This window comes from Pseudomonas sp. JV414 (genome assembly GCF_032424305.1).
GTDB lineage: Bacteria > Pseudomonadota > Gammaproteobacteria > Pseudomonadales > Pseudomonadaceae > Aquipseudomonas > Aquipseudomonas lini.
On record NZ_VYKC01000020.1, the window covers coordinates 98,807 to 119,443 of the forward strand.

The 20,637-nt window shown below is 59.8% G+C and carries 20 protein-coding genes; 10 read left to right on the forward strand and 10 right to left on the reverse strand.

The genetic code is table 11. The annotated features are described in order from the left end of the window. Window positions 1-431: 431 nt before the first annotated feature. From nagE to F6R97_RS20215, 7 genes are all read right to left on the reverse strand, one after another. Entirely contained in the window at window positions 432-2,147 is a 1,716-nt protein-coding gene (nagE, locus tag F6R97_RS20185) for an N-acetylglucosamine-specific PTS transporter subunit IIBC (protein ID WP_315866984.1), read from the reverse strand. A 43-nt stretch (window positions 2,148-2,190) separates the two neighbouring features. Then, window positions 2,191-4,707 (reverse strand): phosphoenolpyruvate--protein phosphotransferase, encoded by a 2,517-nt coding sequence (gene ptsP / locus F6R97_RS20190; RefSeq protein WP_038981691.1) that lies wholly within the window; start codon window positions 4,705-4,707, stop codon window positions 2,191-2,193. 190 nt (window positions 4,708-4,897) lie between these two features. Then, a complete protein-coding gene (locus tag F6R97_RS20195; protein ID WP_315866985.1) occupies window positions 4,898-5,920 on the reverse strand; it encodes an SIS domain-containing protein in 1,023 nt (340 codons plus the stop codon). After that, the gene (nagA, locus tag F6R97_RS20200) at window positions 5,901-7,007 is read right to left on the reverse strand and encodes an N-acetylglucosamine-6-phosphate deacetylase (protein ID WP_315866986.1); all 1,107 of its coding nucleotides are present in this window, start codon (window positions 7,005-7,007) and stop codon (window positions 5,901-5,903) included. Before nagA ends, F6R97_RS20195 begins: the two co-directional genes overlap by 20 nt. 54 nt (window positions 7,008-7,061) lie before the next feature. Continuing rightward, entirely contained in the window at window positions 7,062-7,793 is a 732-nt protein-coding gene (locus F6R97_RS20205; protein WP_038981696.1) for a GntR family transcriptional regulator, read from the reverse strand. Between the two features lie 433 nt (window positions 7,794-8,226). Further along, the gene (locus F6R97_RS20210) at window positions 8,227-8,730 is read right to left on the reverse strand and encodes a murein L,D-transpeptidase family protein (protein ID WP_038981698.1); all 504 of its coding nucleotides are present in this window, start codon (window positions 8,728-8,730) and stop codon (window positions 8,227-8,229) included. Window positions 8,731-8,795: 65 nt separating this feature from the next. Further along, window positions 8,796-9,347, reverse strand: coding sequence for an NUDIX hydrolase (locus tag F6R97_RS20215; RefSeq protein WP_038981700.1), 552 nt, complete (start codon window positions 9,345-9,347; stop codon window positions 8,796-8,798). 146 nt (window positions 9,348-9,493) lie between these two features. Between F6R97_RS20215 and F6R97_RS20220 the strand changes: the two genes are divergently transcribed. The 5 genes from F6R97_RS20220 (at window position 9,494) to purT (ending at window position 12,766) form a co-directional block, all read left to right on the forward strand. Continuing rightward, window positions 9,494-10,093, forward strand: a complete 600-nt coding sequence (locus F6R97_RS20220; RefSeq protein WP_038981702.1) for a CoA pyrophosphatase — start codon at window positions 9,494-9,496, stop codon at window positions 10,091-10,093. A gap of 63 nt (window positions 10,094-10,156) precedes the next feature. Continuing rightward, window positions 10,157-10,681 (forward strand): gamma carbonic anhydrase family protein, encoded by a 525-nt coding sequence (locus F6R97_RS20225; protein WP_003221962.1) that lies wholly within the window; start codon window positions 10,157-10,159, stop codon window positions 10,679-10,681. Continuing rightward, entirely contained in the window at window positions 10,678-10,893 is a 216-nt protein-coding gene (locus F6R97_RS20230) for a DUF1289 domain-containing protein (RefSeq protein WP_050681784.1), read from the forward strand. Before F6R97_RS20225 ends, F6R97_RS20230 begins: the two co-directional genes overlap by 4 nt. Before the next feature lie 134 nt (window positions 10,894-11,027). After that, the gene (locus F6R97_RS20235; RefSeq protein WP_038981705.1) at window positions 11,028-11,495 is read left to right on the forward strand and encodes a VUT family protein; all 468 of its coding nucleotides are present in this window, start codon (window positions 11,028-11,030) and stop codon (window positions 11,493-11,495) included. A gap of 89 nt (window positions 11,496-11,584) precedes the next feature. After that, window positions 11,585-12,766, forward strand: coding sequence for a formate-dependent phosphoribosylglycinamide formyltransferase (purT, locus tag F6R97_RS20240; protein WP_038981707.1), 1,182 nt, complete (start codon window positions 11,585-11,587; stop codon window positions 12,764-12,766). A gap of 112 nt (window positions 12,767-12,878) precedes the next feature. On the opposite strand, the gene F6R97_RS20245 is transcribed toward purT, so the two are convergent. The 3 genes from F6R97_RS20245 to F6R97_RS20255 all read right to left on the reverse strand — a co-directional run bounded on the left by F6R97_RS20245 (window position 12,879) and on the right by F6R97_RS20255 (window position 16,608). Continuing rightward, complete coding sequence (locus F6R97_RS20245) at window positions 12,879-14,195, reverse strand: MFS transporter (protein ID WP_038981709.1); 1,317 nt, start codon at window positions 14,193-14,195, stop codon at window positions 12,879-12,881. A 343-nt stretch (window positions 14,196-14,538) separates the two neighbouring features. Beyond that, complete coding sequence (locus F6R97_RS20250) at window positions 14,539-15,783, reverse strand: HlyC/CorC family transporter (RefSeq protein WP_315866987.1); 1,245 nt, start codon at window positions 15,781-15,783, stop codon at window positions 14,539-14,541. Window positions 15,784-15,795: 12 nt separating this feature from the next. Next, entirely contained in the window at window positions 15,796-16,608 is an 813-nt protein-coding gene (locus F6R97_RS20255; protein ID WP_030129838.1) for an inner membrane protein YpjD, read from the reverse strand. A 210-nt stretch (window positions 16,609-16,818) separates the two neighbouring features. Here F6R97_RS20255 and ffh point away from each other — a divergent pair, with 210 nt between their 5' ends. From ffh to rplS, 5 genes are all read left to right on the forward strand, one after another. After that, window positions 16,819-18,195 (forward strand): signal recognition particle protein, encoded by a 1,377-nt coding sequence (gene ffh, locus F6R97_RS20260; RefSeq protein ID WP_008014733.1) that lies wholly within the window; start codon window positions 16,819-16,821, stop codon window positions 18,193-18,195. A gap of 249 nt (window positions 18,196-18,444) precedes the next feature. After that, a complete protein-coding gene (gene rpsP / locus F6R97_RS20265; RefSeq protein ID WP_003198088.1) occupies window positions 18,445-18,696 on the forward strand; it encodes a 30S ribosomal protein S16 in 252 nt (83 codons plus the stop codon). A gap of 5 nt (window positions 18,697-18,701) precedes the next feature. Continuing rightward, window positions 18,702-19,238 carry a ribosome maturation factor RimM gene (gene rimM, locus F6R97_RS20270; protein WP_008014731.1) on the forward strand — a complete coding sequence of 179 codons (537 nt, stop codon included), beginning with the start codon at window positions 18,702-18,704 and terminating at the stop codon, window positions 19,236-19,238. Continuing rightward, complete coding sequence (gene trmD, locus F6R97_RS20275; RefSeq protein WP_173667518.1) at window positions 19,220-19,993, forward strand: tRNA (guanosine(37)-N1)-methyltransferase TrmD; 774 nt, start codon at window positions 19,220-19,222, stop codon at window positions 19,991-19,993. Before rimM ends, trmD begins: the two co-directional genes overlap by 19 nt. A 45-nt stretch (window positions 19,994-20,038) precedes the next feature. Continuing rightward, entirely contained in the window at window positions 20,039-20,389 is a 351-nt protein-coding gene (gene rplS, locus F6R97_RS20280; protein WP_003175895.1) for a 50S ribosomal protein L19, read from the forward strand. Window positions 20,390-20,637: the final 248 nt, after the last annotated feature.

Sequence of the window (20,637 nt, forward strand, 5' to 3'; positions counted from 1 at the left end):
ATGCAGTGACCGGGACTGCAAGCCCGAAGAATTGTTAGGCGCTTATAGGCGCCGCATCAATAAGTGATGTCGGTCGCTCCAATTTTTTAGGAGCTCCACCATGATCAAAGACAATCCCGATCTCCCAGAAACAGACGTAGAAGATGTGGAAACAAACATGGAAAACGAATCCGTTTCCCCCTACGCCTGCCTCAATTCCAAAAAGCTCCACGACGCCGCAATCCGTGCACTCGATCACTATCTCGCGCCACCTTCCCAAAAGAAGGCCAAAGCCGGCCAGCGTCCAAGCACGATCTTCGTGGTCGTGAGGGCCTCTTCGCGGGCAAGCCTCGCTCCTACAGGGGAGTGGTGTCGATATTTAACATGCGACCGACACATAACCCGTAGGAGCGAGGCTTGCCCGCGAAGACTGACTTCAGATCGACAACGACCTAAACCCTGGCACTCACCTCGCTGCGATTAACCAATGCTTCCAGCGCACAACTCAAACTCGGCGCTTTGTCGCCAATCAGCAAATGCCAAACCCCGCCCTCCAACTGACTGACACCCATGCAACCAAGCGCCTTCAACTGACCCTCCGACAACGCCTTGCCATCCGCCAGCTGCAACCGAATCCGGGTCATGGCCACGCAATCCATTTGCAGCACATTGTCGCCGCCGCCCAGTGCCTTCAGCCATTGCTGGGCTTCTGTGTTCGCCACAGTGGCAGTTTCAGGAACGTCGACAACGGCAGCGGGGGAGGCGATAACCGCTCGCCCCAAGGCCGGCATCGCCAACCGGATCTCATCGGCAATGCTGTCTGCCATCGGCCCAACTACGACCTGCAAACTTCCACCTTTACCCGGACGAACAACAGCCATCGCCCCCAGTGCTTTCAAGTCCGCATCGGATGCCTTGTTGCGATCAACCATGTCCAGCCGCAACCGTGTCGTACATGCACCTACCGTGATCAAATTCTGCGCACCACCCAGCGCCTTGATGTAAGCCCCGGCGCGCTCATTCTCGGCGACTATCACCTTGTCACCGGTCGGCACATCTTCACGCCCAGGCGTCTTCAAATTGAATCGACGAATACAGAAATCAAACACCACGTAGTAGATCAGCGCATACGCCAGCCCCACCGGAACCACTCGCCAGCCATTGGTGGATTCACCCCAGCCCAGAACCATGTCGATGAAGCCGCCTGAGAAGGTAAAGCCCAGGTGAATGTTCAGCAAATTGGTGACGGCCATCGACAACCCGGTCAGCAGCGCGTGAAGCAAAAACAGCATCGGCGCGAGGAACATGAAGGCGAATTCGATTGGTTCGGTCACACCCGTCAGAAACGAGGTCAGGGCCATGGACAAGAAAATCCCGCCCATGACTTTGCGCCGTTCCGGCAAGGCGTTGCGGTACATCGCCAGGCAGGCGGCGGGTAGGCCGAAGATCATCATCGGGAACATGCCGGTCATGAACTGGCCACCTTTCGGGTCGCCGGCAAAGTAGCGCGACAGGTCGCCGGTCACCAGGGCGCCCGTGGTCGGGTCGGTGAAGTTGCCGAATACGAACCACGCCATGTTGTTGAGGATGTGGTGCAGGCCGGTAACGATCAGCAGGCGGTTGAACACGCCGAAGACGAAAGCACCGAAGCTGCCGCTCTCCATCATTAATGCGCCGAAGCCATTGATGCCGTGCTGGATCGGCGGCCAGATGAACCCGAACACGACGCCGAGGCCGACGGCGGCGAACCCGGTGACGATCGGTACAAAACGCCGACCGCCGAAGAACGCCAGGTACTCCGGCAACTTGATGTCTTTGAAGCGGTTGTACAGCGCGCCGGCCATCAGGCCGCTGACGATCCCGGCGAGCATGCCCATGTTGATGCTCGCATCGAGCACCTTGAGGGTGGAGATCATCACCAGATAGCCAATCACTCCGGCCAGGCCTGCGGTGCCGTTGTTGTCCTTGGCGAAACCGACCGCGATGCCGATGGCGAAGATCAATGCCAGGTTGGCGAAGATCACCTGACCGGCGTCGTGGATGATCGCGATGTTCAGTAAGTCGGTGTCGCCCAGGCGCAGCAGTAACCCTGCAATCGGCAGGATCGCGATCGGCAGCATCAGAGCGCGACCGAGGCGCTGCAAGCCTTCGATGAAGTATTGGTACATGGCGAATCTCCCTGGGTTCTTGTTGTTTTTGTACTGTCGTCGCTCAGCTCAGAGGCCATTGCTGGTGACAGGCGTGACGCACCGCGCTGGCGCTGCTCAGCTTGAGCAGGTCCTGGCTGATGCGTCGGCATTCGCTGGCGTCGAGGTGGCGGACGCGGTCCTTGATTTCGCCGATCTGCACCGGGCTCACCGACAACTCGCTGACCCCCAGGCCAATCAACACTGGCGTGGCCAACGGATCGGAAGCGAGGGCGCCGCAGACGCCGACCCAACGGTTATGCACCGCCGCACCGGCGCAGGTTTGGGCGATCAGTCGCAGCAATGCCGGGTGCAGCGCATCGACCCGCGAGGCGAGGCCGGCGTGGTCGCGGTCCATGGCCAGGGTGTATTGGGACAAGTCGTTGGTGCCGATGGACAGGAAGTCCGCGTGTTCGGCCAGTTGCTCGGCCAGCAATGCGGCGGCCGGGACTTCGATCATCACGCCCAGTTCCGGGCGTTGGGTCAGGCCGAGTTCCCCGCACAGCGCATCGAGGCGCTGGCGGATGTGCAGCAGTTCATCGACTTCGGTGACCATCGGCAGCAGGATCCGGCAGCGGGACAACGGGCTGATCTGCAGCAGTGCACGCAGTTGCTGATCCAGCAGTTCCGGACGGACCTGAGCCAAGCGAATGCCGCGTAAACCGAGCACCGGATTCGCTTCGACCGGAAGCGGTAAATAGTCGAGTTGCTTGTCGCCGCCGACGTCGATGGTGCGGATGATCACCGACTTGTCGCCCATGGCATCGAGCACGGCCTGATACGCGATGCGTTGTTCCTGTTCGTCCGGCGCGGTATTGCGGTCCACAAACAGAAATTCGGTGCGCAGCAGGCCGACGCCATCGGCCCCATTGGCCAGTGCATCAGCCGCTTCAGCGCTGGAAGCGACATTGGCGGCGACTTCGATGTGCAAACCATCAAGCGTCAGTGCCGGGGTGTGAGCCTGAGCCTGTTGAAGGGCGCGACGTTGTTGATGATCGAGTTGCGCCTGATGCACCTCGGCCAGGCGCGCGGCGTTGGGCGTCAATTCGAGACGTCCGCCGTCGGCATCCAGCACCACCGCTTGGCCTTGCTCCTGATCCAGCAGCGTCGAACCCAGCGCAACCATGCACGGCAAGCCTTTCCCGCGAGCGAGAATCGCCACATGGGAAGTCGCGCCGCCTTCGGCCATGCACAATCCGGCCACACCTTGCTGGCTCAGTTGCAGCAAGTCGGATGGCGTCAGCTCATGGGCCGCGACGATGGCGCCGGCCGGTACGTCGTACTGCCAGGTTTCACCGAGCAGGGCGCGCAACACGCGTTGTTTGAGATCGCGCAGGTCGTTGGCGCGTTCGGCCAGCAACGGGCTGCCGAGTTGTTGAAGGACCTCGCACTGCACGTCGATGGATTGGCTCCAGGCGTGAGTCGCAGCGGTGCCGTGGTCGATGGATTGATAAGCCGCGTCAAGCAGCGCCGGGTCTTCGAGCAGCGCCAGGTGCGCGGCGAAGATGGCTTCTTCGTCAGTATTCTTGTGCTTCTTCGCTTGGGCCAGAGTGGCGTCGATGTCGCTGCGGACCCCAGTCAGTGCAGTGTCCAGACTTTGCCGTTGTTGCTCGCGATCATGATTGCCGGCATCCATCGGCAGACTGATCGAGTTCAGACGAAACAACGGCCCTGCCACCAAACCGGGCGCTGCGCACACGCCATGCAGCACGCCCGCTTCGGCAGGGCGATTGCGTTGGACCATCGGTGCTGGCGCAGCGGCATGGCTGTCTTCGGCCAGGGCTGTGGATAACGCCGCCAACAGGGCTTGCAGCGCGGCCTCGGCGTCCGGTCCCTGGCAACTGACTTTGATTTCATCCTGCTCACCGACGGCCAGCGCCATCAGGCCGATCAAACTGTCGCAGGCCGCCGATTTGCCGGCGAAGTGCAGTCGGGATTTGCTCTTGAACTGTTGGGCGGTCTGGCGGATCAGCGCGGCAGGCCGGGCGTGCAGGCCACCGCGATGGGCGACATGAATATGCCCCTGAACCTCGATGCCGACGACCTCAATGTCGATCTGCACACCGTTGGCCACTTTCGGCACGATGTGCAGTAGCGGATCGCCGACCTTCACCGATTTCAGCGTAATCGGCCGCGCCTGAAAGTCCTGGCTATTGGTCAGGATCATCAGGCTGACCAGGCTTTTGCACTGCTGCGCGACCTGGTCCAGGTCATAACGCAACAGCGGCTGGCCATTGCTGACGCGCGCACCTTCCTTGACCAGCATCGAGAAACCGACGCCCTGTAACTCGACCGTATCGAGGCCCAGGTGCAGCAGCAACTCGGCACCGTTATCGGCGCGCAAGGTGATGGCGTGACCGGTGCGGGCGACGTGGGTCACGACTGCTTCACAGGGCGAATACAGGGTGTCGTTCAGCGGATCGATGGCGATCCCGTCGCCCATCGCGCCACTGGCGAACACCGGGTCCGGGACTTTCGCGAGTGTGAGCACCGGGCCGCTGAGCGGGGCGCTGAGGGTCAGCTCTTTATTGTTGTTGTGCATGGCTCGGTCTCATCAGTAAAAACTACGGTTCGGATCAACTCGCCCTGTACGGATTAACGTGTCCTCTGTAGGAGCTGACGAGTGAAACGAGGCTGCGATCTTTTGACGTTGTTTTTAAAGAGCAAGATCAAAAGATCGCAGCCTCGTTTCACTCGACAGCTCCTACAGGGTTACTCACCCGCCATTCGAATTAGTGCGTGCGCGTCACTTTGCTCAAATGACGCGGCTGGTCCGGGTCCATGCCTCGGGCGACGGCCAAGCCTGCGGCCATGACGTAGAAACTCTGGATCGCCAGAATCGGGTCCAGGGCCGGGTGTTCGGCGCGGCTCAGGGTCAGGTCGCGTTCGGCGACGTCATCCGGCGCGGCCAGTAGCACGCGGGCGCCGCGTTGGCGCATGTCCGCCGCAAGGCTCAGCAACCCGGCCTGCTCGGCGCCGCGTGGTGCGAAGATCAGCAGGGGATAGTTCTCGTCGATCAACGCCATCGGGCCATGCCGCACTTCAGCGCTGCTGAAGGCTTCGGCCTGGATCGCCGAGGTTTCCTTGAATTTGAGGGCCGCTTCCTGGGCGATGGCGAAACCGGCGCCACGGCCGATCACCATCAAGCGCTGACAATCACGCAACGCATCGATGGCCAGGCTCCAGTCTTGTTTTGCCGCTTCGCGCAGACCTTCCGGCAGGGCAAGGCCTGCTTCCAACAACTCCACGTCTTCTTTCCAGTGGGCAATCAGGCGGGCGCTGGCGGTGAGGGTGGCGATAAAACTCTTGGTCGCGGCGACGCTGCTTTCGGTGCCGGCGCACAGCGGCAGGCTGAATTCGCAGGCGGCTTCCAAAGGCGAGTTCTCGGCGTTGACCATCGAAATGCTCAGGGCGCCGCGCTTGCGTAGCAGACGCAGGCTGTTCACCAGATCCGGGCTTTGCCCCGACTGCGAGAAGGCGAACGCGACCTGGCCGCTGACCTTCAGCGGCGCTTGCTGCATGGTCACCACCGACATCGGCAACGACGCCACCGGAATGCCCAGTTGCTGCATGGTCAGGTAGGCAAAGTAGCTTGCGGCATGGTCGGAGCTGCCGCGAGCGACAGTCATCGCTACTTGCGGCGGCTGACGACGCAGGCGCCCGGCGATTTCGATCATCTGCGGGTCGAGCTGCTGCAATTGAGCTTGCACCGCCTCGAACGAGGACAGCGCCTCTTCAAGCATTTTTGAAGTCAATGTCTTCTCCTTCGACCATGACGGCGGTCAGTGTGAGTGAGCGATCCAGCCGCACGCAGTCGGCCCAGGCGCCGGGTTGCAGGCGTCCGCGTTCTTGAAGGCCGAGGTAGTCGGCGGGGAATTGCGAAAGTCGTTGCGAGGCTTCGGCAATCGGCAAACCGATCTTCACCAGATTGCGCAAAGCCTGATCCATGGTCAGGGTGCTGCCGGCCAGCGTGCCGTCGGGCAGGCGCACGCCGCCCAGGCATTTGGTCACGGTGTGGCTGCCGAGTTTGTATTCGCCGTCCGGCATGCCGGCGGCGGCGGTGGAATCGGTGACGCAGTACAGGCACGGGATCGAGCGCAGGGCCACGCGGATCGCGCCGGGGTGCACGTGCAGCAAGTCTGGAATCAGCTCGGCGTACTTGGCGTGGGCCAGCGCCGCGCCGACGATGCCCGGCTCGCGGTGATGCAGCGGGCTCATGGCGTTGTAGAGGTGGGTGAAACTGCTGGCCCCGGCCGCAAGCGCGGCGACGCCTTCCTCGTAACTGCCCAGCGTATGGCCGATTTGCATGCGCACGCCGCGAGCGCTGAGGGCGCGGATCAAACCGTCGTGGCCGGCGATTTCCGGGGCGATGGTGATCACCCGGATCGGCGCCAGCGCCAGGTATTCTTCGACTTCGGCCATCAATGCGGTGTGAGCGAAATTCGGCTGGGCGCCGAGTTTGCCCGGGTTGATGTACGGGCCTTCCAGATGAACGCCGAGGACTCGGGCGCTGCCTTTTGGCCGCTGCTCGCAAAACTCTCCGACGTCCTTGAGCACTCGCGAAATCTCTTCGTTCGGCGCTGTCATGGTGGTCGCCAGCAGCGACGTGGTGCCAAACCGCACGTGGGTTTTGGTTATGGTTTCGAAGGCGGGCGCGCCTTCCATGATGTCTTTGCCACCGCCGCCGTGAACATGCAGGTCGATGAAACCCGGCAGCAGGTAAGGCAGGTCGTTGTCCGCCGGATCGCACGGCTGGCCTTCGATGGACACGACCTTGCCGTGTTCGTGGATCAGCCGGCCGCGAACCCAGCCGTGGGCGGTGAGGATGTTGTCTTCGGACATGATCGGTTCTCGTTTGCTCGTTTTGACAACGAAGCTCTTTATCTGCGGAGCTCTTTATCTACGAAGCTCTGCGACAAAGTCGTAGTAGTCGTTGCGGCAATAGGTGTCGGTGACTTCGATTGGCGTGTTGTCTTCCATATAGCCGACCCGGGTCATCAGCAGCATGGCGGTGCCAGGAGCGATGCCTACCAGGGCGGCGAATTCGTCCGAGGCGTTGATCGCCTGAATGTGTTGCAGGGCGCGGACTACCGGTTTGCCGATGCCGTCGAGGTATTCGTAGAGTGAATCGCCCACCGCTTGCGGCTTGGGAATGATCGAGGCGGGCAGGGTGCTCATCTCGATCGCCATCACCGTGTCGTCGGCTTTGCGCAAGCGTTTGAGCCGCGCAACCTTGTCGTTGGGCGACAGGCCGAGGCGGATCAATTCTTCGTGGGTCGGCGGGGTGATTTCCCGTTCCAGCCATTGCGAGCCGGGGACGAAACCCTTGAGCCGGAGCATTTCGCTAAAGCCCGAGAGGCGTGACAGCGGTTGTTCCAGGCGTGGCGTGATGAACGTGCCAGAGCCTTGATTGCGCCGGATCAGGCCTTGCTCGAACAGCACTTCCAGCGCTTTGCGTGCGGTGACGCGAGAGATACCCAGCAGTTCGCTGAGATTGCGTTCCGATGGCATCGCCTGTTCGGCTTTCCACTGGCCGGCATGGATCGCCGCTTCCAGATTGCGCGCCAGTTGCAGGTACAACGGCGTGGGCTGGGTGTCGTCAGGGCGTAGGGCCTGGAGGTCATTCATTTAGGTTTGGTCCGATGCGGATGTAGGACTGTTGTCGCCCGGTTGTGGGGCGAAAACTAATACCACTTAAATACCATGTCAATGCCAGTACTTTGCTGTGGGCGCAGCAAAGCTTGCCCTGCATGATGGTCTTTAGGGGGCTTTGTTCTAAGTGGTATTAGGGGCGGGGATTTTAAAAGCAAAGATCGCAGCCTGCGGCAGCTCCTACAGATGGGATTGGTATCTACCCTGTAGGAGCTGCCGCAGGCTGCGATCTTTTGAATTTATTTTTTCGAGGCCGACCGAAGGTAGTCACTCGATCGTTCCCACGCTCCGCGTGGGAATGCAGCCCGGGACGCTCCGCGTCCCACTTAAAGCCGAACGCGGAGCGTCCGTAGTGGCATTCCCACGCGGAGCGTGGGAACGATCATCATCAGCCTTGAAGTTTCACCCGTTACGGCCGAATCTCAATCATCGTGCCATCCGGCACCAAGCCCCAAACCTCGCGCATGTCCATATTGCGCATGGCGATGCAGCCGTCGGTCCAGTCCAGCGTATGGAACAGGTCTTCCGGGTTGTCTTCGGTGTCTGGGGTGCCGTGGATCATGATCATGCCGCCAGGCTCGACGCCTTCGCGCCGGGCGCGGGCGGCGTCGCTGATATTAGGGTAGGAGATGTGCATCGCCAGGTTGAAGCGGTCGCTGATCTTGCGCCAGTCCACCCAATAAAAGCCTTCGGGGGTACGTTTGTCGCCCTCCATCAGCTTCGGCCCCTTGGGGCGTTTGCCCAGGGAAATGCGATAGGTCTTGATCGGCTTGCCGTCATTGATCAATTGCAATTGGTGGGCAGATTTCAGAACCAGAACTTTTTCGATGACTTTGCCGTCCAGCGTTTCCGTGGAGGAAGCCTGGCTGACAGCGACGAACGACAAGCAAAAAACGGCAAGCAACCAGCGCATTGAAACGATATCCCTAAGAGGTGTCGCGATTATTGATTTTATAGATGCTTTTACGTGTAGGCGCGTTAAATGATGGCGGGCTGGACGAGCGGTGGGATCGATTCGGACCGCACGGGGTAGACCTCGGTCCGCCGGTCAGCGAAGAAGCATTCTAAGGTACGCCCCACCGTGCGGAAAGCCAGTTCGCCCCAAGGGATGTCGGCTTCTTCGAACAGTTGCACTTCCAGGCTCTCGGGTCCCGCGGAAAAATCCAGATCCACCAGCTCGGCGCGAAAGAACACATGCACCTGGCTGATGTGTGGCACGTCGATCAGCGTATAGATGCTCAGGTTGCGCACCCGGGCACAGGCTTCTTCGGCGGTCTCGCGAATGGCGGCCTGTTCGATGGTCTCACCGTTTTCCATGAAACCGGCAGGCAGGGTCCAGTAACCGAGCCGTGGTTCGATGGCGCGACGGCACAGCAACACCTTCGAACCCCAGGTCGGCACGCAACCGGCGACGATATTGGGGTTCTGGTAATGGATGGTATGACAGCTATCGCAGACAAAACGCAGGCGCGAATCGCCTTCGGGAATGCGCTGGGTTACCGGGTTGCCGCATTGGCTGCAAAATTTCATGCTTGGGTTCCTGAATGCTGCGCCTATCTTGGCGTGCAGCGGTGTCGGTCGGCAAGTTGTCGTTTCGCGACATGAGGCTGTTCGGGGCTTGGGCGGCCGGTGTGATTGGTGCATGATGCAGGGTAAGGCACAGATCGAGAAGACTCATGCTGGACGAGCTACTGCACCGGGTAAGCAATCACACGCCGCGTACGCTGGAAACCGACCGACGTTTCCCCGAAGCCGCGGTATTGGTGCCTATCACGCGCAGTGACGAACCGGAATTGGTGCTAACCCTTCGCGCCAGCGGGCTCTCGACCCATGGCGGCGAAGTTGCCTTCCCTGGCGGTCGACGCGACCCCGAAGACCCAGACCTGATTTTTACTGCCCTGCGCGAAGCCGAAGAAGAAATCGGCCTGCCACCGGGGCTGGTCGAAGTGATCGGCCCGCTGAGCCCACTGATCTCCCTGCATGGCATCAAGGTCACGCCCTATGTCGGCGTGATTCCGGATTTCGTCGAATACCAGGCCAACGATGCCGAGATCGCCGCGGTGTTCAGCGTGCCGCTGGAGTTCTTCCGCAAAGACCCGCGCGAGCACACCCACCGCATCGACTATCAGGGCCACAGTTGGTACGTGCCGAGCTACCGTTACGGCGAGTACAAGATCTGGGGCCTGACGGCGATCATGATTGTCGAGTTGATCAACCTGCTCTATGACGCGAAAATCAGCCTGCATCAACCACCCAAGAGTTTTATCAAAACCTGAAGCCATCGCGCGTATGGCGTGAACCCGTGAACCCGCGGCAGTCTGAGCCTTGAGGAAAATAAGATGAAATACCGCCTGGGCGACGCCCGCGTCGATACCCATCCGCAGAGTTGGGTCGCCCCCAATGCCGTGCTGGTGGGCAAGGTCAAACTGGAAGAGGGCGCCAACGTCTGGTTCAACGCCGTGTTGCGTGGCGACAACGAATTGATCCTGATTGGCAAGAACAGCAACGTGCAGGACGGCACCGTCATGCACACTGACATGGGCTACCCGCTGACCATTGGCACCGGCGTGACCATCGGCCACAACGCCATGCTCCACGGCTGCACGGTGGGCGATTACAGCCTGATCGGCATCAACGCGGTGATTCTCAACGGTGCGAAAATCGGCAAGAACTGCATCATCGGCGCCAACTCGCTGATCGGTGAGGGCAAGGAAATTCCGGACGGATCGCTGGTCATGGGCTCACCGGGCAAAGTCGTACGCGAGTTGACCGAGCCGCAAAAGAAGATGCTCGAAGCCAGCGCCGCCCACTACGTGCACAACTCGCAGCGTTACGCGCGCGATCTGGTCGAGCAGGAAGAATGAGCACCACTGAACGACCGGTTCCGTCGCCGTGCGTGAGCATTTGTGCGCTGGATGAGGATGACATTTGCACCGGGTGTCAGCGCACGGTGGAAGAAATCACCCGCTGGAGCCGGATGGACAACGCAGAGCGGCGCAAGGTGTTGGGGTTGTGTCATGAGCGGGCGAAGTCGAGCGGGTTGATCTGGATGTTGGGTAAAACACCAGACCTGTAGGAGCTGACGAGTGCAACGAGGCTGCGATCTTTTGATCTTGCCTTTAAAAAACAACGTCAAAAGATCGCAGCCTCGTTGCACTCGTCAGCTCCTACGGTACCCTGTGCACAAAATTGACAGGTATTCCCCGCCCCATGCTCTTCCTGATCGCCTACATCAGCAGCGTCGTGCTGATCAATTACGCCTTTTCCAGCGCCCCGCACCTGGACATCATCTGGTCGGCCTGGGGTGGTCTGGTGTTCGTGCTGCGCGACATGGTGCAAACCCGCTTCGGTCACGGCGCGATCGCGGCGATGCTGGTGGCGTTGGTGCTGTCGTACGCCACCTCCGACCCGTCCATCGCGCTGGCCAGCGCCATCGCATTCGCTGTGTCCGAGTGTATCGACTGGCTGGTGTTCAGCATCACCAAGCGTCCATTGCATGATCGCCTGTGGATAAGTTCGGCGCTGAGCATCCCGCTGGACACCTTCATCTTCTTCGGCATGATTGATGCGTTCACTCCGGCCGTGATCCTCACCGCCATGGGTTCGAAGTTCGCAGGTGTGACGGTCGTGTGGCTGATCATGGCCTGGCGCTTGCGTAATCAGGCCGTCGTCAGCTGAAGCCAAACCCTCAGGTTCATGTAAAATGCCGCGCTTTCTCCCCATGGGAAGCGCGCTTCCCTCGATGATCCGCTTCTTGAGGACCTGAGATGACCCGTATCGGAACTCCATTGTCGCCAACCGCGACCCGCGTATTAATGTGTGGCTGTGGTGAGTTGGGCAAGGAAGTGGTGATCGAGCTGCAACGCCTGGGCGTTGAAGTGATTGCCGTCGATCGCTACGCCAATGCGCCGGCCATGCAAGTCGCCCATCGCAGCCATGTGATCAACATGCTCGACGGCGCCGCCCTGCGTGCTGTGATCGAAGCTGAGAAGCCGGACTTCATCGTGCCGGAAATCGAAGCCATCGCCACCGCGACCCTGGTAGAACTGGAGTCCGAAGGCTTCACCGTGATCCCGACCGCTCGCGCCGCACAGCTGACCATGAACCGCGAAGGTATCCGTCGCCTGGCCGCCGAAGAGCTGGGCCTGCCGACGTCGCCGTACTACTTCGCCGACACCTTCGAGGACTACAGCAAGGCTGTCGAAGACCTGGGTTTCCCATGCGTGGTCAAACCGGTCATGAGTTCCTCGGGCAAAGGCCAGAGCCTACTGCGCAGCGTCGATGACGTGCAGAAGGCCTGGGATTACGCTCAAGAAGGTGGCCGCGCCGGTAAAGGTCGCGTGATCATCGAAGGCTTCATCGACTTCGACTATGAAATAACCCTGCTGACCGTGCGTCACGTTGGCGGCACTACGTTCTGTGCGCCGGTTGGCCACCGCCAGGAGAAGGGCGACTATCAGGAATCCTGGCAGCCACAAGCCATGAGCCCGATTGCTCTGGCTGAATCCGAGCGCGTTGCCAAAGCCGTGACCGAAGCCTTGGGTGGCCGTGGTCTGTTTGGCGTCGAGTTGTTCATCAAGGGTGATCAGGTCTGGTTCAGCGAAGTTTCGCCGCGCCCGCATGACACCGGTCTGGTGACCCTGATTTCCCAGGACTTGTCGCAGTTCGCGCTGCACGCACGGGCGATCCTGGGCCTGCCGATTCCATTGATCCGTCAGTTCGGGCCTTCGGCTTCGGCGGTGATTCTGGTGGAAGGGCAGTCGACTCAAACCGCATTCGCCAATTTGGGCGCTGCGCTGAGCGAGCCGGATACTGCGTTGCGTCTGTTCGGCAAGCCTGAGGTGAATGGTCAGCGTCGGATGGGTGTGGCGTTGGCGCGTGATGAGTCGATCGAGGCTGCCCGGGCTAAAGCGACCCGTGCTTCCCAGGCTGTTGTTGTAGAGCTGTAACCGAGTCGCGGCTATCGCGGGCAAGCCCGCTCCCACAGGGTTTTCGGTTGATCACAAAATTTGTGTACACCTGAAATCCTGTGGGAGCGGGCTTGCCCGCGATGGCGTTTTATCAGGCCACCCGATTCAAATCGTTATGCCGCGTTTCCTTCAGGCATAGCACCGCGATCAGGCTCAGCAGCGCCGCCCCCGACACATACCCGCCGACATAACTCAAACCTCCCATCGCCACCAGTTTCTGTGCAAAGAACGGCGCCGCCGAGGCTCCGACAATCCCGCCCAGGTTGTAGGCCGCCGATGCGCCGGTATAGCGCACGTGGGTCGGAAACAGCTCTGGCAGCAGCGCGCCCATCGGTGCAAACGTCACGCCCATCAGAAACAGTTCGATGCACAGGAACAGCGCCACGCCCCAGGTCGAGCCTTGGGTGAGCAGCGGTTCCATCAAAAATCCGGACAGAACCGCCAGCACACCACCGATGATCAGCACCGGTTTGCGCCCGAAACGATCACTCGCCCAGGCCGACAGCGGTGTCGCGGCCGCCATGAACAGCACAGCGAAACACAGCAGAGCGAGGAAGGTTTCTCGGGTGTAGCCGAGCGTCGACACGCCATAGCTCAGCGAAAACACCGTCGAGATGTAGAACAGCGCGTAGCACACCACCATCGCCCCGGCACCCAGCAGCATCGGCGTCCAGTATTGGCTGAACAGCTCGACCAACGGGATTTTCACCCGTTCCTGGCGAGCCATGGCATTGGCGAACACCGGGGTTTCGTGGAGCTTGAGGCGCACATACAGGCCGACCATCACCAACGCGGCACTGAGCAGGAACGGAATCCGCCAGCCCCACGAACGGAACTGCTCGTCGTTCAGGCTCATGGCCAGGGTCAGGAACAGACCGTTGGCCGCGAGAAAGCCGATCGATGGACCGAGTTGCGGAAACATGCCGTACCAGGCGCGCTTGCCTTTGGGTGCGTTCTCCGTGGCCAGCAACGCGGCGCCGCCCCATTCACCGCCCAATCCCAGACCTTGGCCGAAGCGCAGCACGCAAAGCAGGATCGGCGCCCAGGCGCCAATGCTGTCGTAACCCGGCAGCACGCCAATCAGCGTGGTACACACGCCCATCAGCAGCAGGGAAGCGACCAGTGTCGATTTACGCCCGATGCGGTCACCGAAGTGGCCGAACAGCGCCGAACCCAGTGGCCGTGCAAGGAAGGCGATGCCGAAGGTGAGGAACGCCGACAGCATCTGGGCGGTGCCGGAGGTCTGCGGAAAAAACACCGGCCCGATCACCAGAGCTGCCGCCGTGGCATAGACGTAGAAGTCGTAGAACTCGATGGCCGTGCCGATGAAACTCGCGGTGGCTACTCGGGTGGCGGAGTTGGTTGGTTGGACAGGCGCGGTGTCGCTGAACGTTGTGCTGGTCGTCATGCGGTAATCCCTGACAGTCATGTGCCCCAGTGGAGCGAATTATTATGGTCGAATACCCAGGGATGTGGGCTGAGATACGGTCGCTGTTCAAGGTAGGAACAGTCGTCGCAGTGGTGCGGATATTGTCGATGATCTGGCCGGAACCTGCTGCGCGCGGGGTAAGCACGTGGTTCGGCGGGGGCTTGGGTAAGCGGCTTGATTATAGGAAGGCGGCTAACGATCGAACAAGGGCATAGATATTGAAAAAGATCGCAGCCTCGCTTCGCTCGACAGCTCCTGCAGAGGAGCGCATTCCAAACTGTAGGAGCTGTCGAGCGAAGCGAGGCTGCGATCTTTTAACTATCTAACGGCTGGAGGCAATCGCAGGCGTCGAACTGGTATGCCAGATCAGCACGCGCGTGACGCGATTGTCTTCCGTCTCCAGAATCTCCAGCCGATAACGCCCGATCTTCAGGCAAACCGCACTGTCCGGAATCGTTTCCAGCGCCTCGGTCACCAACCCGTTGAGGGTTTTCGGGCCATCGCTGGGCAAGTGCCAGCCAAGGCTTTTGTTCAATTCGCGAATCGACGCCGCACCCTCGATGACCAAACGCCCATCGGTCTGCGGATGGATGTGCGGGTTATCCAGGCTGTGCTGGCTTTCGAATTCACCGACGATTTCTTCGAGAATGTCTTCCAGGGTCACGATGCCCAGCACTTCACCGTACTCGTCGACCACCATGCCCAAGCGCCGCTGCTGCTTGTGGAAGTTCAGCAATTGCAGCTGCAGCGGGGTGCTTTCCGGTACGAAGTAAGGTTCGTGACTGGCTGTCAGCAGCGCTTCCCGGGTCAGGCTCGAATCCGCCAGCAAATGACGGATCTGTCGAGTGTTAAGCACCGCTTCGACCTGGTTGATATCGCTGTGGAATACCGGCAGGCGGGTGCGTCTGTTATGGCGCAGTTGTTCGATGATTTCTTCGAGGGAATCGTCCAGATTGATTCCGTCGACGTCGCTGCGCGGTACCAGAATATCGTTGACCGTGATGTTATCCAGCGCGTGGATACCTGACAGCGAATGCGGGCGACTGGCTGCGTGTTCGTGATCGTCGCGCCGATCTGACGGTATCTCGTCTTCGCTTTGCTGCACCACGTTGATTTTGCGGGCGAATGGTCGCATCAGCAGTTGGCTGATGGCATTGAGTAACCAGGCCGCCGGGTAGACGATCTTCAAGGGTATGCCGAGCAGTGTGTTGCCCAGTGTCAGGACGGCATCCGGATAGCGCACGGCAAGGGTGCGCGGCAGGTAGTCGGCGAACACCAGCAGCACCGCGCTGGTGCCGAGGCAGGCAATCCATACACCGTTTTGCGCCCAGGTGAAAATCGCCAGCAAGGTGCTGATGACCACCACCAGCGCGCGGCACAGGGTGTTGCAGAGGATCAGGCTGTTGAGTGGGAAACTCAGCTTGGCCACCGGTTTGTCGCTCGAGCGCGAGGCCGTTCGCTGGGCCAGCAACTGCTGTTGTGCAATTTCGATGGCGGTAAACAGCCCCGACCATAAAATCAGCAGGGCCAGCACCGCGAGCATCGGCCCTATGGGCAAGTCGTCCATTAATGCCGCCCGTCAGATATGCAGAATGTATTCGCGGACCAGCTTGCTGCCGAAATACGCCAGCATCAGCAGGCAAAAACCGGCAAGGGTCCAGCGGATGGCTTTGTGTCCGCGCCAGCCGAGGCGGTTACGCCCCCAAAGCAGCACGCTGAACACGATCCAGGCCAGGCACGCCAGCAGGGTTTTATGCACCAGGTGCTGGGCGAACAGGTTCTCGACGAACAACCAGCCGGAGATCAGCGACAACGACAGCAGGCTCCAGCCGGCCCAGAGGAAACCAAACAGCAGGCTTTCCATGGTTTGCAGCGGCGGGAAATTCTTGATCAGCCCGGACGGATGCTTGTGTTTGAGCTGATGGTCCTGAACCAGCAGCAGCAATGCCTGGAACACCGCGATGGTGAACATGCCGTAAGCGAGGATCGACAAGAGGATGTGGGCGAGGATGCCTGGTTCTTCGTCAATGATCTGCACCGTACCGGCGGGGGCGAACTGTGCCAGCAGCACGGTGGCGGCGCCCAACGGGAACAGCAATAGCAGCAGGTTTTCCACCGGAATCCGCGAGCAGGCCAGCAGGGTCAGGGCGATGACCGCTGCGGCAATCAGGCTGGCGGCGCTGAAGAAGTCCAGGGCCAGGCCGATCGGTGTCAGCAGATAGGTGATCAGGCTGACGCTGTGGGCCAGCACGGCCAGCACACCGAGCGTGACCAGCAGGCGCTTGTTCGCCTTGGCGCCGGTGGCCAGACGGGTGCCCTGATAGAGGGTCGCAGCGGCATATAAGCAGGCGGCGGCGAGGGTGGTAAGCAAACTGGGTGACAAGGGGAGCATAAATCCTGTTAGGCAAGCCCGAAAGGCGCTGAGTTTGGCATAGAACCCCCACAGCACGAAAGACCATGCAACCTGACGGCGAGGTGTCCGCCAGACGCAGTCTTCGCTATAATCCGCGACCTGCCCACGCCGCAGGCTCGCCGAGCACATGTTTATTCCGGTCTGGGCCGCCATTATCCCGGTCTACACAGGGCCTGAAAGGATCGCGCAATGTTTGAAAACTTAACCGACCGTCTCTCGCAGACGCTGCGCCATGTCACCGGCAAAGCCAAGCTGACCGAAGACAACATCAAAGACACCCTGCGCGAAGTGCGCATGGCGTTGCTCGAAGCCGATGTCGCCTTGCCGGTGGTCAAAGACTTCGTCAACTCGGTCAAGGAACGCGCTGTTGGCACCGAGGTGTCGCGCAGCCTGACGCCGGGCCAGGCCTTCGTGAAAATCGTCCAGGCCGAACTCGAAAGCCTGATGGGCGCGGCCAACGAAGACTTGAACCTGAGCGCCGTTCCTCCTGCTGTCGTGTTGATGGCCGGTTTGCAGGGTGCGGGTAAAACCACCACCGCCGGCAAACTCGCGCGCTTCCTTAAAGAGCGCAAGAAGAAGTCGGTCATGGTCGTGTCCGCGGACGTTTACCGTCCGGCAGCGATCAAGCAGCTGGAAATGCTCGCGGGTGAAGTTGGCGTTACCTTCTTCCCGTCCGACCTGAGCCAGAAGCCGGTCGACATCGCGCAAGCCGCTATTAAAGAAGCAAAACTGAAATTCATCGACGTGGTTATCGTCGATACCGCCGGTCGTCTGCACATCGACGAAGAGATGATGGGCGAGATCAAGGCGCTGCACGCCGCGATAAACCCGGTCGAAACCCTGTTCGTGGTCGATGCCATGACCGGCCAGGACGCCGCCAACACGGCCAAGGCCTTTGGCGATGCGCTGCCGCTGACCGGTGTGATCCTGACCAAGGTCGACGGCGATGCCCGTGGCGGTGCCGCGCTGTCGGTACGTGCCATCACCGGCAAGCCGATCAAGTTCATCGGTATGGGCGAGAAGAGCGAAGCGCTCGAGCCGTTCCACCCTGAGCGTATTGCTTCGCGCATCCTCGGCATGGGTGACGTGCTCAGCCTGATCGAGCAGGCCGAACAGACCCTCGACAAAGACAAGGCCGATAAACTGGCCAAGAAGCTGAAGAAGGGCAAGGGCTTCGACCTCGAAGACTTCCGCGATCAGCTGCAACAGATGAAGAACATGGGCGGCCTCGGCGGCCTCATGGACAAACTGCCGAACATCGGCGGTGTGAATCTGGCGCAAATGGGCAACGCCCAGGGCGCGGCAGAGAAGCAGTTCAAGCAGATGGAAGCCATCATCAACTCCATGACCCCGGCCGAGCGCCGCGACCCTGAGCTGATCAGTGGTTCGCGCAAGCGCCGGATCGCCATGGGTTCCGGCACTCAGGTGCAGGACATCGGTCGCTTGATCAAGCAGCACAAGCAGATGCAGAAGATGATGAAGAAATTCTCCGCGAAAGGCGGAATGGCCAAAATGATGCGCGGCATGGGCGGTATGTTGCCCGGCGGCGGCATGCCGAAAATGTAAAGTATTCACGCAAGGGCTTGCTCTTGCATCTCCCACATGGAAGTGGGATCTCCAGCAAACCCGCACTTGGCGGGAGCTGACTGGCCGTTTTCAACGACGGCTCTATAGCAAATCTGCATGGCGACCGATAGGCCGCCGGAAAAAGACATTTGCAAAAGTCCGGATATTCCTTAGAATATGCGGCCTTTCGGGCACCTATGCCCGCTGTGCCTTTAGATTTGCAGCACCGACTACAGGAACGATGTTCACATGCTAACAATCCGTCTTGCCCTTGGCGGCTCCAAAAAGCGCCCGTTTTACCACTTGACCGTAACCGACAGCCGCAACCCGCGCGACGGTTCGCACAAGGAACAGGTTGGTTTCTTCAACCCTGTTGCTCGTGGTCAAGAAGTTCGTCTGTCCGTGAACCAAGAGCGCGTAGCCTACTGGCTGAGCGTTGGTGCACAACCTTCTGAGCGCGTTGCTCAGTTGTTGAAGGAATCTGCTAAGGCTGCGGCCTGAGCTATATGAACGCGACGCCAGCTGTTGCCGATGATTTGATCGTTATTGGCAAAATTTATTCTGTTCATGGCGTTCGCGGCGAAGTGAAGGTGTATTCCTTTACTGATCCGACTGAAAACCTGTTGCAGTACAAAACCTGGACGCTCAAGCGCGAAGGCAATGTGAAACAGGTCGAGCTGGTCAGCGGGCGTGGGAACGACAAGTTCCTGGTCGCAAAGCTCAAGGGTCTTGATGATCGTGAAGAAGCACGTCTTCTGGCTGGTTATGAGATCTGTGTGCCGCGCAACCTGTTCCCTGAATTGACCGACGGCGAGTACTACTGGTACCAGCTGGAAGGTCTGAAGGTTATTGACCAACTCGGGCAATTGCTCGGGAAAATCGATCATCTTCTGGAAACCGGCGCCAATGATGTAATGGTGGTCAAGCCTTGCGCTGGCAGCCTGGATGATCGCGAACGCCTGTTGCCCTATACGGAGCAATGCGTGTTGGCTGTCGACCTTGCCGCAGGCGAGATGAAGGTGGAATGGGATGCGGACTTCTAAACGTGGCTAACCTGCGCGTAGAAGTGATCAGTTTGTTTCCCGAGATGTTCTCCGCCATCAGCGAGTACGGCATCACCAGTCGTGCGGTGAAGCAGGGGCTGTTGCAGCTCACCTGTTGGAATCCGCGAGACTACACGACGGATCGACATCACACTGTGGACGATCGCCCATTTGGCGGTGGTCCGGGCATGGTGATGAAGATCAAGCCCCTGGAAGATGCTCTGGTTCAGGCCAAGGCAGCAGCCGGGGAGGCGGCGAAGGTAATTTACCTGTCCCCCCAAGGCCGTCAACTGACTCAGTCGGCGGTACGCGAGTTGGCGAATCTGGATGCATTGATCCTGATTGCTGGCCGCTATGAAGGCATTGACGAGCGTTTTATTGATGCTCATGTCGATGAAGAGTGGTCGATTGGCGACTATGTACTGTCTGGCGGCGAGCTGCCGGCGATGGTCCTGATCGATGCGGTTACACGACTGCTGCCTGGAGCTTTAGGGCATGCGGACTCCGCCGAGGAAGATTCCTTTACGGATGGTTTGCTGGATTGCCCGCACTACACCCGACCGGAGGTGTATGCGGATCAGCGTGTTCCCGACGTATTGCTAAGTGGCAATCACGCGCATATCCGGCGTTGGCGTTTACAGCAGTCCCTTGGTAGGACCTTTGAACGACGCGCCGATCTTCTGGAAAGCCGCTCGCTTTCTGGAGAAGAGAAGAAGCTGCTCGAGGAATACATCCGCGAGCGGGACGATAGTTAACAACGTATCGATGGTAGATCCGACGATTTACCTTAGGAGCACAGCATGACTAACAAAATCATCCTTGCACTCGAAGCAGAGCAGATGACCAAAGAGATCCCTACCTTTGCCCCGGGCGACACCATTGTCGTTCAGGTGAAAGTGAAGGAAGGCGATCGTTCGCGTCTGCAAGCGTTCGAAGGCGTAGTTATCGCCAAGCGTAACCGCGGCGTAAACAGTGCTTTCACCGTTCGTAAAATCTCCAACGGTGTTGGCGTAGAGCGTACTTTCCAGACCTACAGCCCGCAAATCGACAGCATGGCCGTTAAGCGTCGCGGTGACGTACGTAAAGCCAAGCTGTACTACCTGCGTGACCTGTCCGGTAAAGCAGCTCGCATCAAGGAAAAACTGGCTTAAGTCCAGCTTCCGATGCCGAAGCGCCAGCCTGTTCAGGCTGGCGCTTCAAGAAAATGCCTCGTATCGAAAGATGCGGGGCATTTTTCGTTATGGGTGCATCAAAAGGCGGTCGCTCAATGCCGGCCAGTCAGGTGCAATTCCTGTGGGAGCGGGCTTGCTCGCGAAAGCGGTGTCAGTCGACGTTGATGTTGTCTGGCACACCGCTTTCGCGAGCAAGCCCGCTCCCACATGGATCGCGGCGTAAGGGG

Coding starts and splice junctions, on each gene's coding strand:
- nagE (WP_315866984.1), bottom strand. CDS start 2,147: ATGTACCAATACTTCATCGAAGGCTTGCAGCGCCTCGGTCGCGCTCTG.
- ptsP (WP_038981691.1), bottom strand. CDS start 4,707: ATGCACAACAACAATAAAGAGCTGACCCTCAGCGCCCCGCTCAGCGGC.
- nagA (WP_315866986.1), bottom strand. CDS start 7,007: ATGTCCGAAGACAACATCCTCACCGCCCACGGCTGGGTTCGCGGCCGG.
- F6R97_RS20205 (WP_038981696.1), bottom strand. CDS start 7,793: ATGAATGACCTCCAGGCCCTACGCCCTGACGACACCCAGCCCACGCCG.
- F6R97_RS20210 (WP_038981698.1), bottom strand. CDS start 8,730: ATGCGCTGGTTGCTTGCCGTTTTTTGCTTGTCGTTCGTCGCTGTCAGC.
- F6R97_RS20215 (WP_038981700.1), bottom strand. CDS start 9,347: ATGAAATTTTGCAGCCAATGCGGCAACCCGGTAACCCAGCGCATTCCC.
- F6R97_RS20220 (WP_038981702.1), top strand. CDS start 9,494: ATGCTGGACGAGCTACTGCACCGGGTAAGCAATCACACGCCGCGTACG.
- F6R97_RS20225 (WP_003221962.1), top strand. CDS start 10,157: ATGAAATACCGCCTGGGCGACGCCCGCGTCGATACCCATCCGCAGAGT.
- F6R97_RS20230 (WP_050681784.1), top strand. CDS start 10,678: ATGAGCACCACTGAACGACCGGTTCCGTCGCCGTGCGTGAGCATTTGT.
- F6R97_RS20235 (WP_038981705.1), top strand. CDS start 11,028: ATGCTCTTCCTGATCGCCTACATCAGCAGCGTCGTGCTGATCAATTAC.
- purT (WP_038981707.1), top strand. CDS start 11,585: ATGACCCGTATCGGAACTCCATTGTCGCCAACCGCGACCCGCGTATTA.
- F6R97_RS20245 (WP_038981709.1), bottom strand. CDS start 14,195: ATGACGACCAGCACAACGTTCAGCGACACCGCGCCTGTCCAACCAACC.
- F6R97_RS20250 (WP_315866987.1), bottom strand. CDS start 15,783: ATGGACGACTTGCCCATAGGGCCGATGCTCGCGGTGCTGGCCCTGCTG.
- F6R97_RS20255 (WP_030129838.1), bottom strand. CDS start 16,608: ATGCTCCCCTTGTCACCCAGTTTGCTTACCACCCTCGCCGCCGCCTGC.
- ffh (WP_008014733.1), top strand. CDS start 16,819: ATGTTTGAAAACTTAACCGACCGTCTCTCGCAGACGCTGCGCCATGTC.
- rpsP (WP_003198088.1), top strand. CDS start 18,445: ATGCTAACAATCCGTCTTGCCCTTGGCGGCTCCAAAAAGCGCCCGTTT.
- rimM (WP_008014731.1), top strand. CDS start 18,702: ATGAACGCGACGCCAGCTGTTGCCGATGATTTGATCGTTATTGGCAAA.
- trmD (WP_173667518.1), top strand. CDS start 19,220: ATGGGATGCGGACTTCTAAACGTGGCTAACCTGCGCGTAGAAGTGATC.
- rplS (WP_003175895.1), top strand. CDS start 20,039: ATGACTAACAAAATCATCCTTGCACTCGAAGCAGAGCAGATGACCAAA.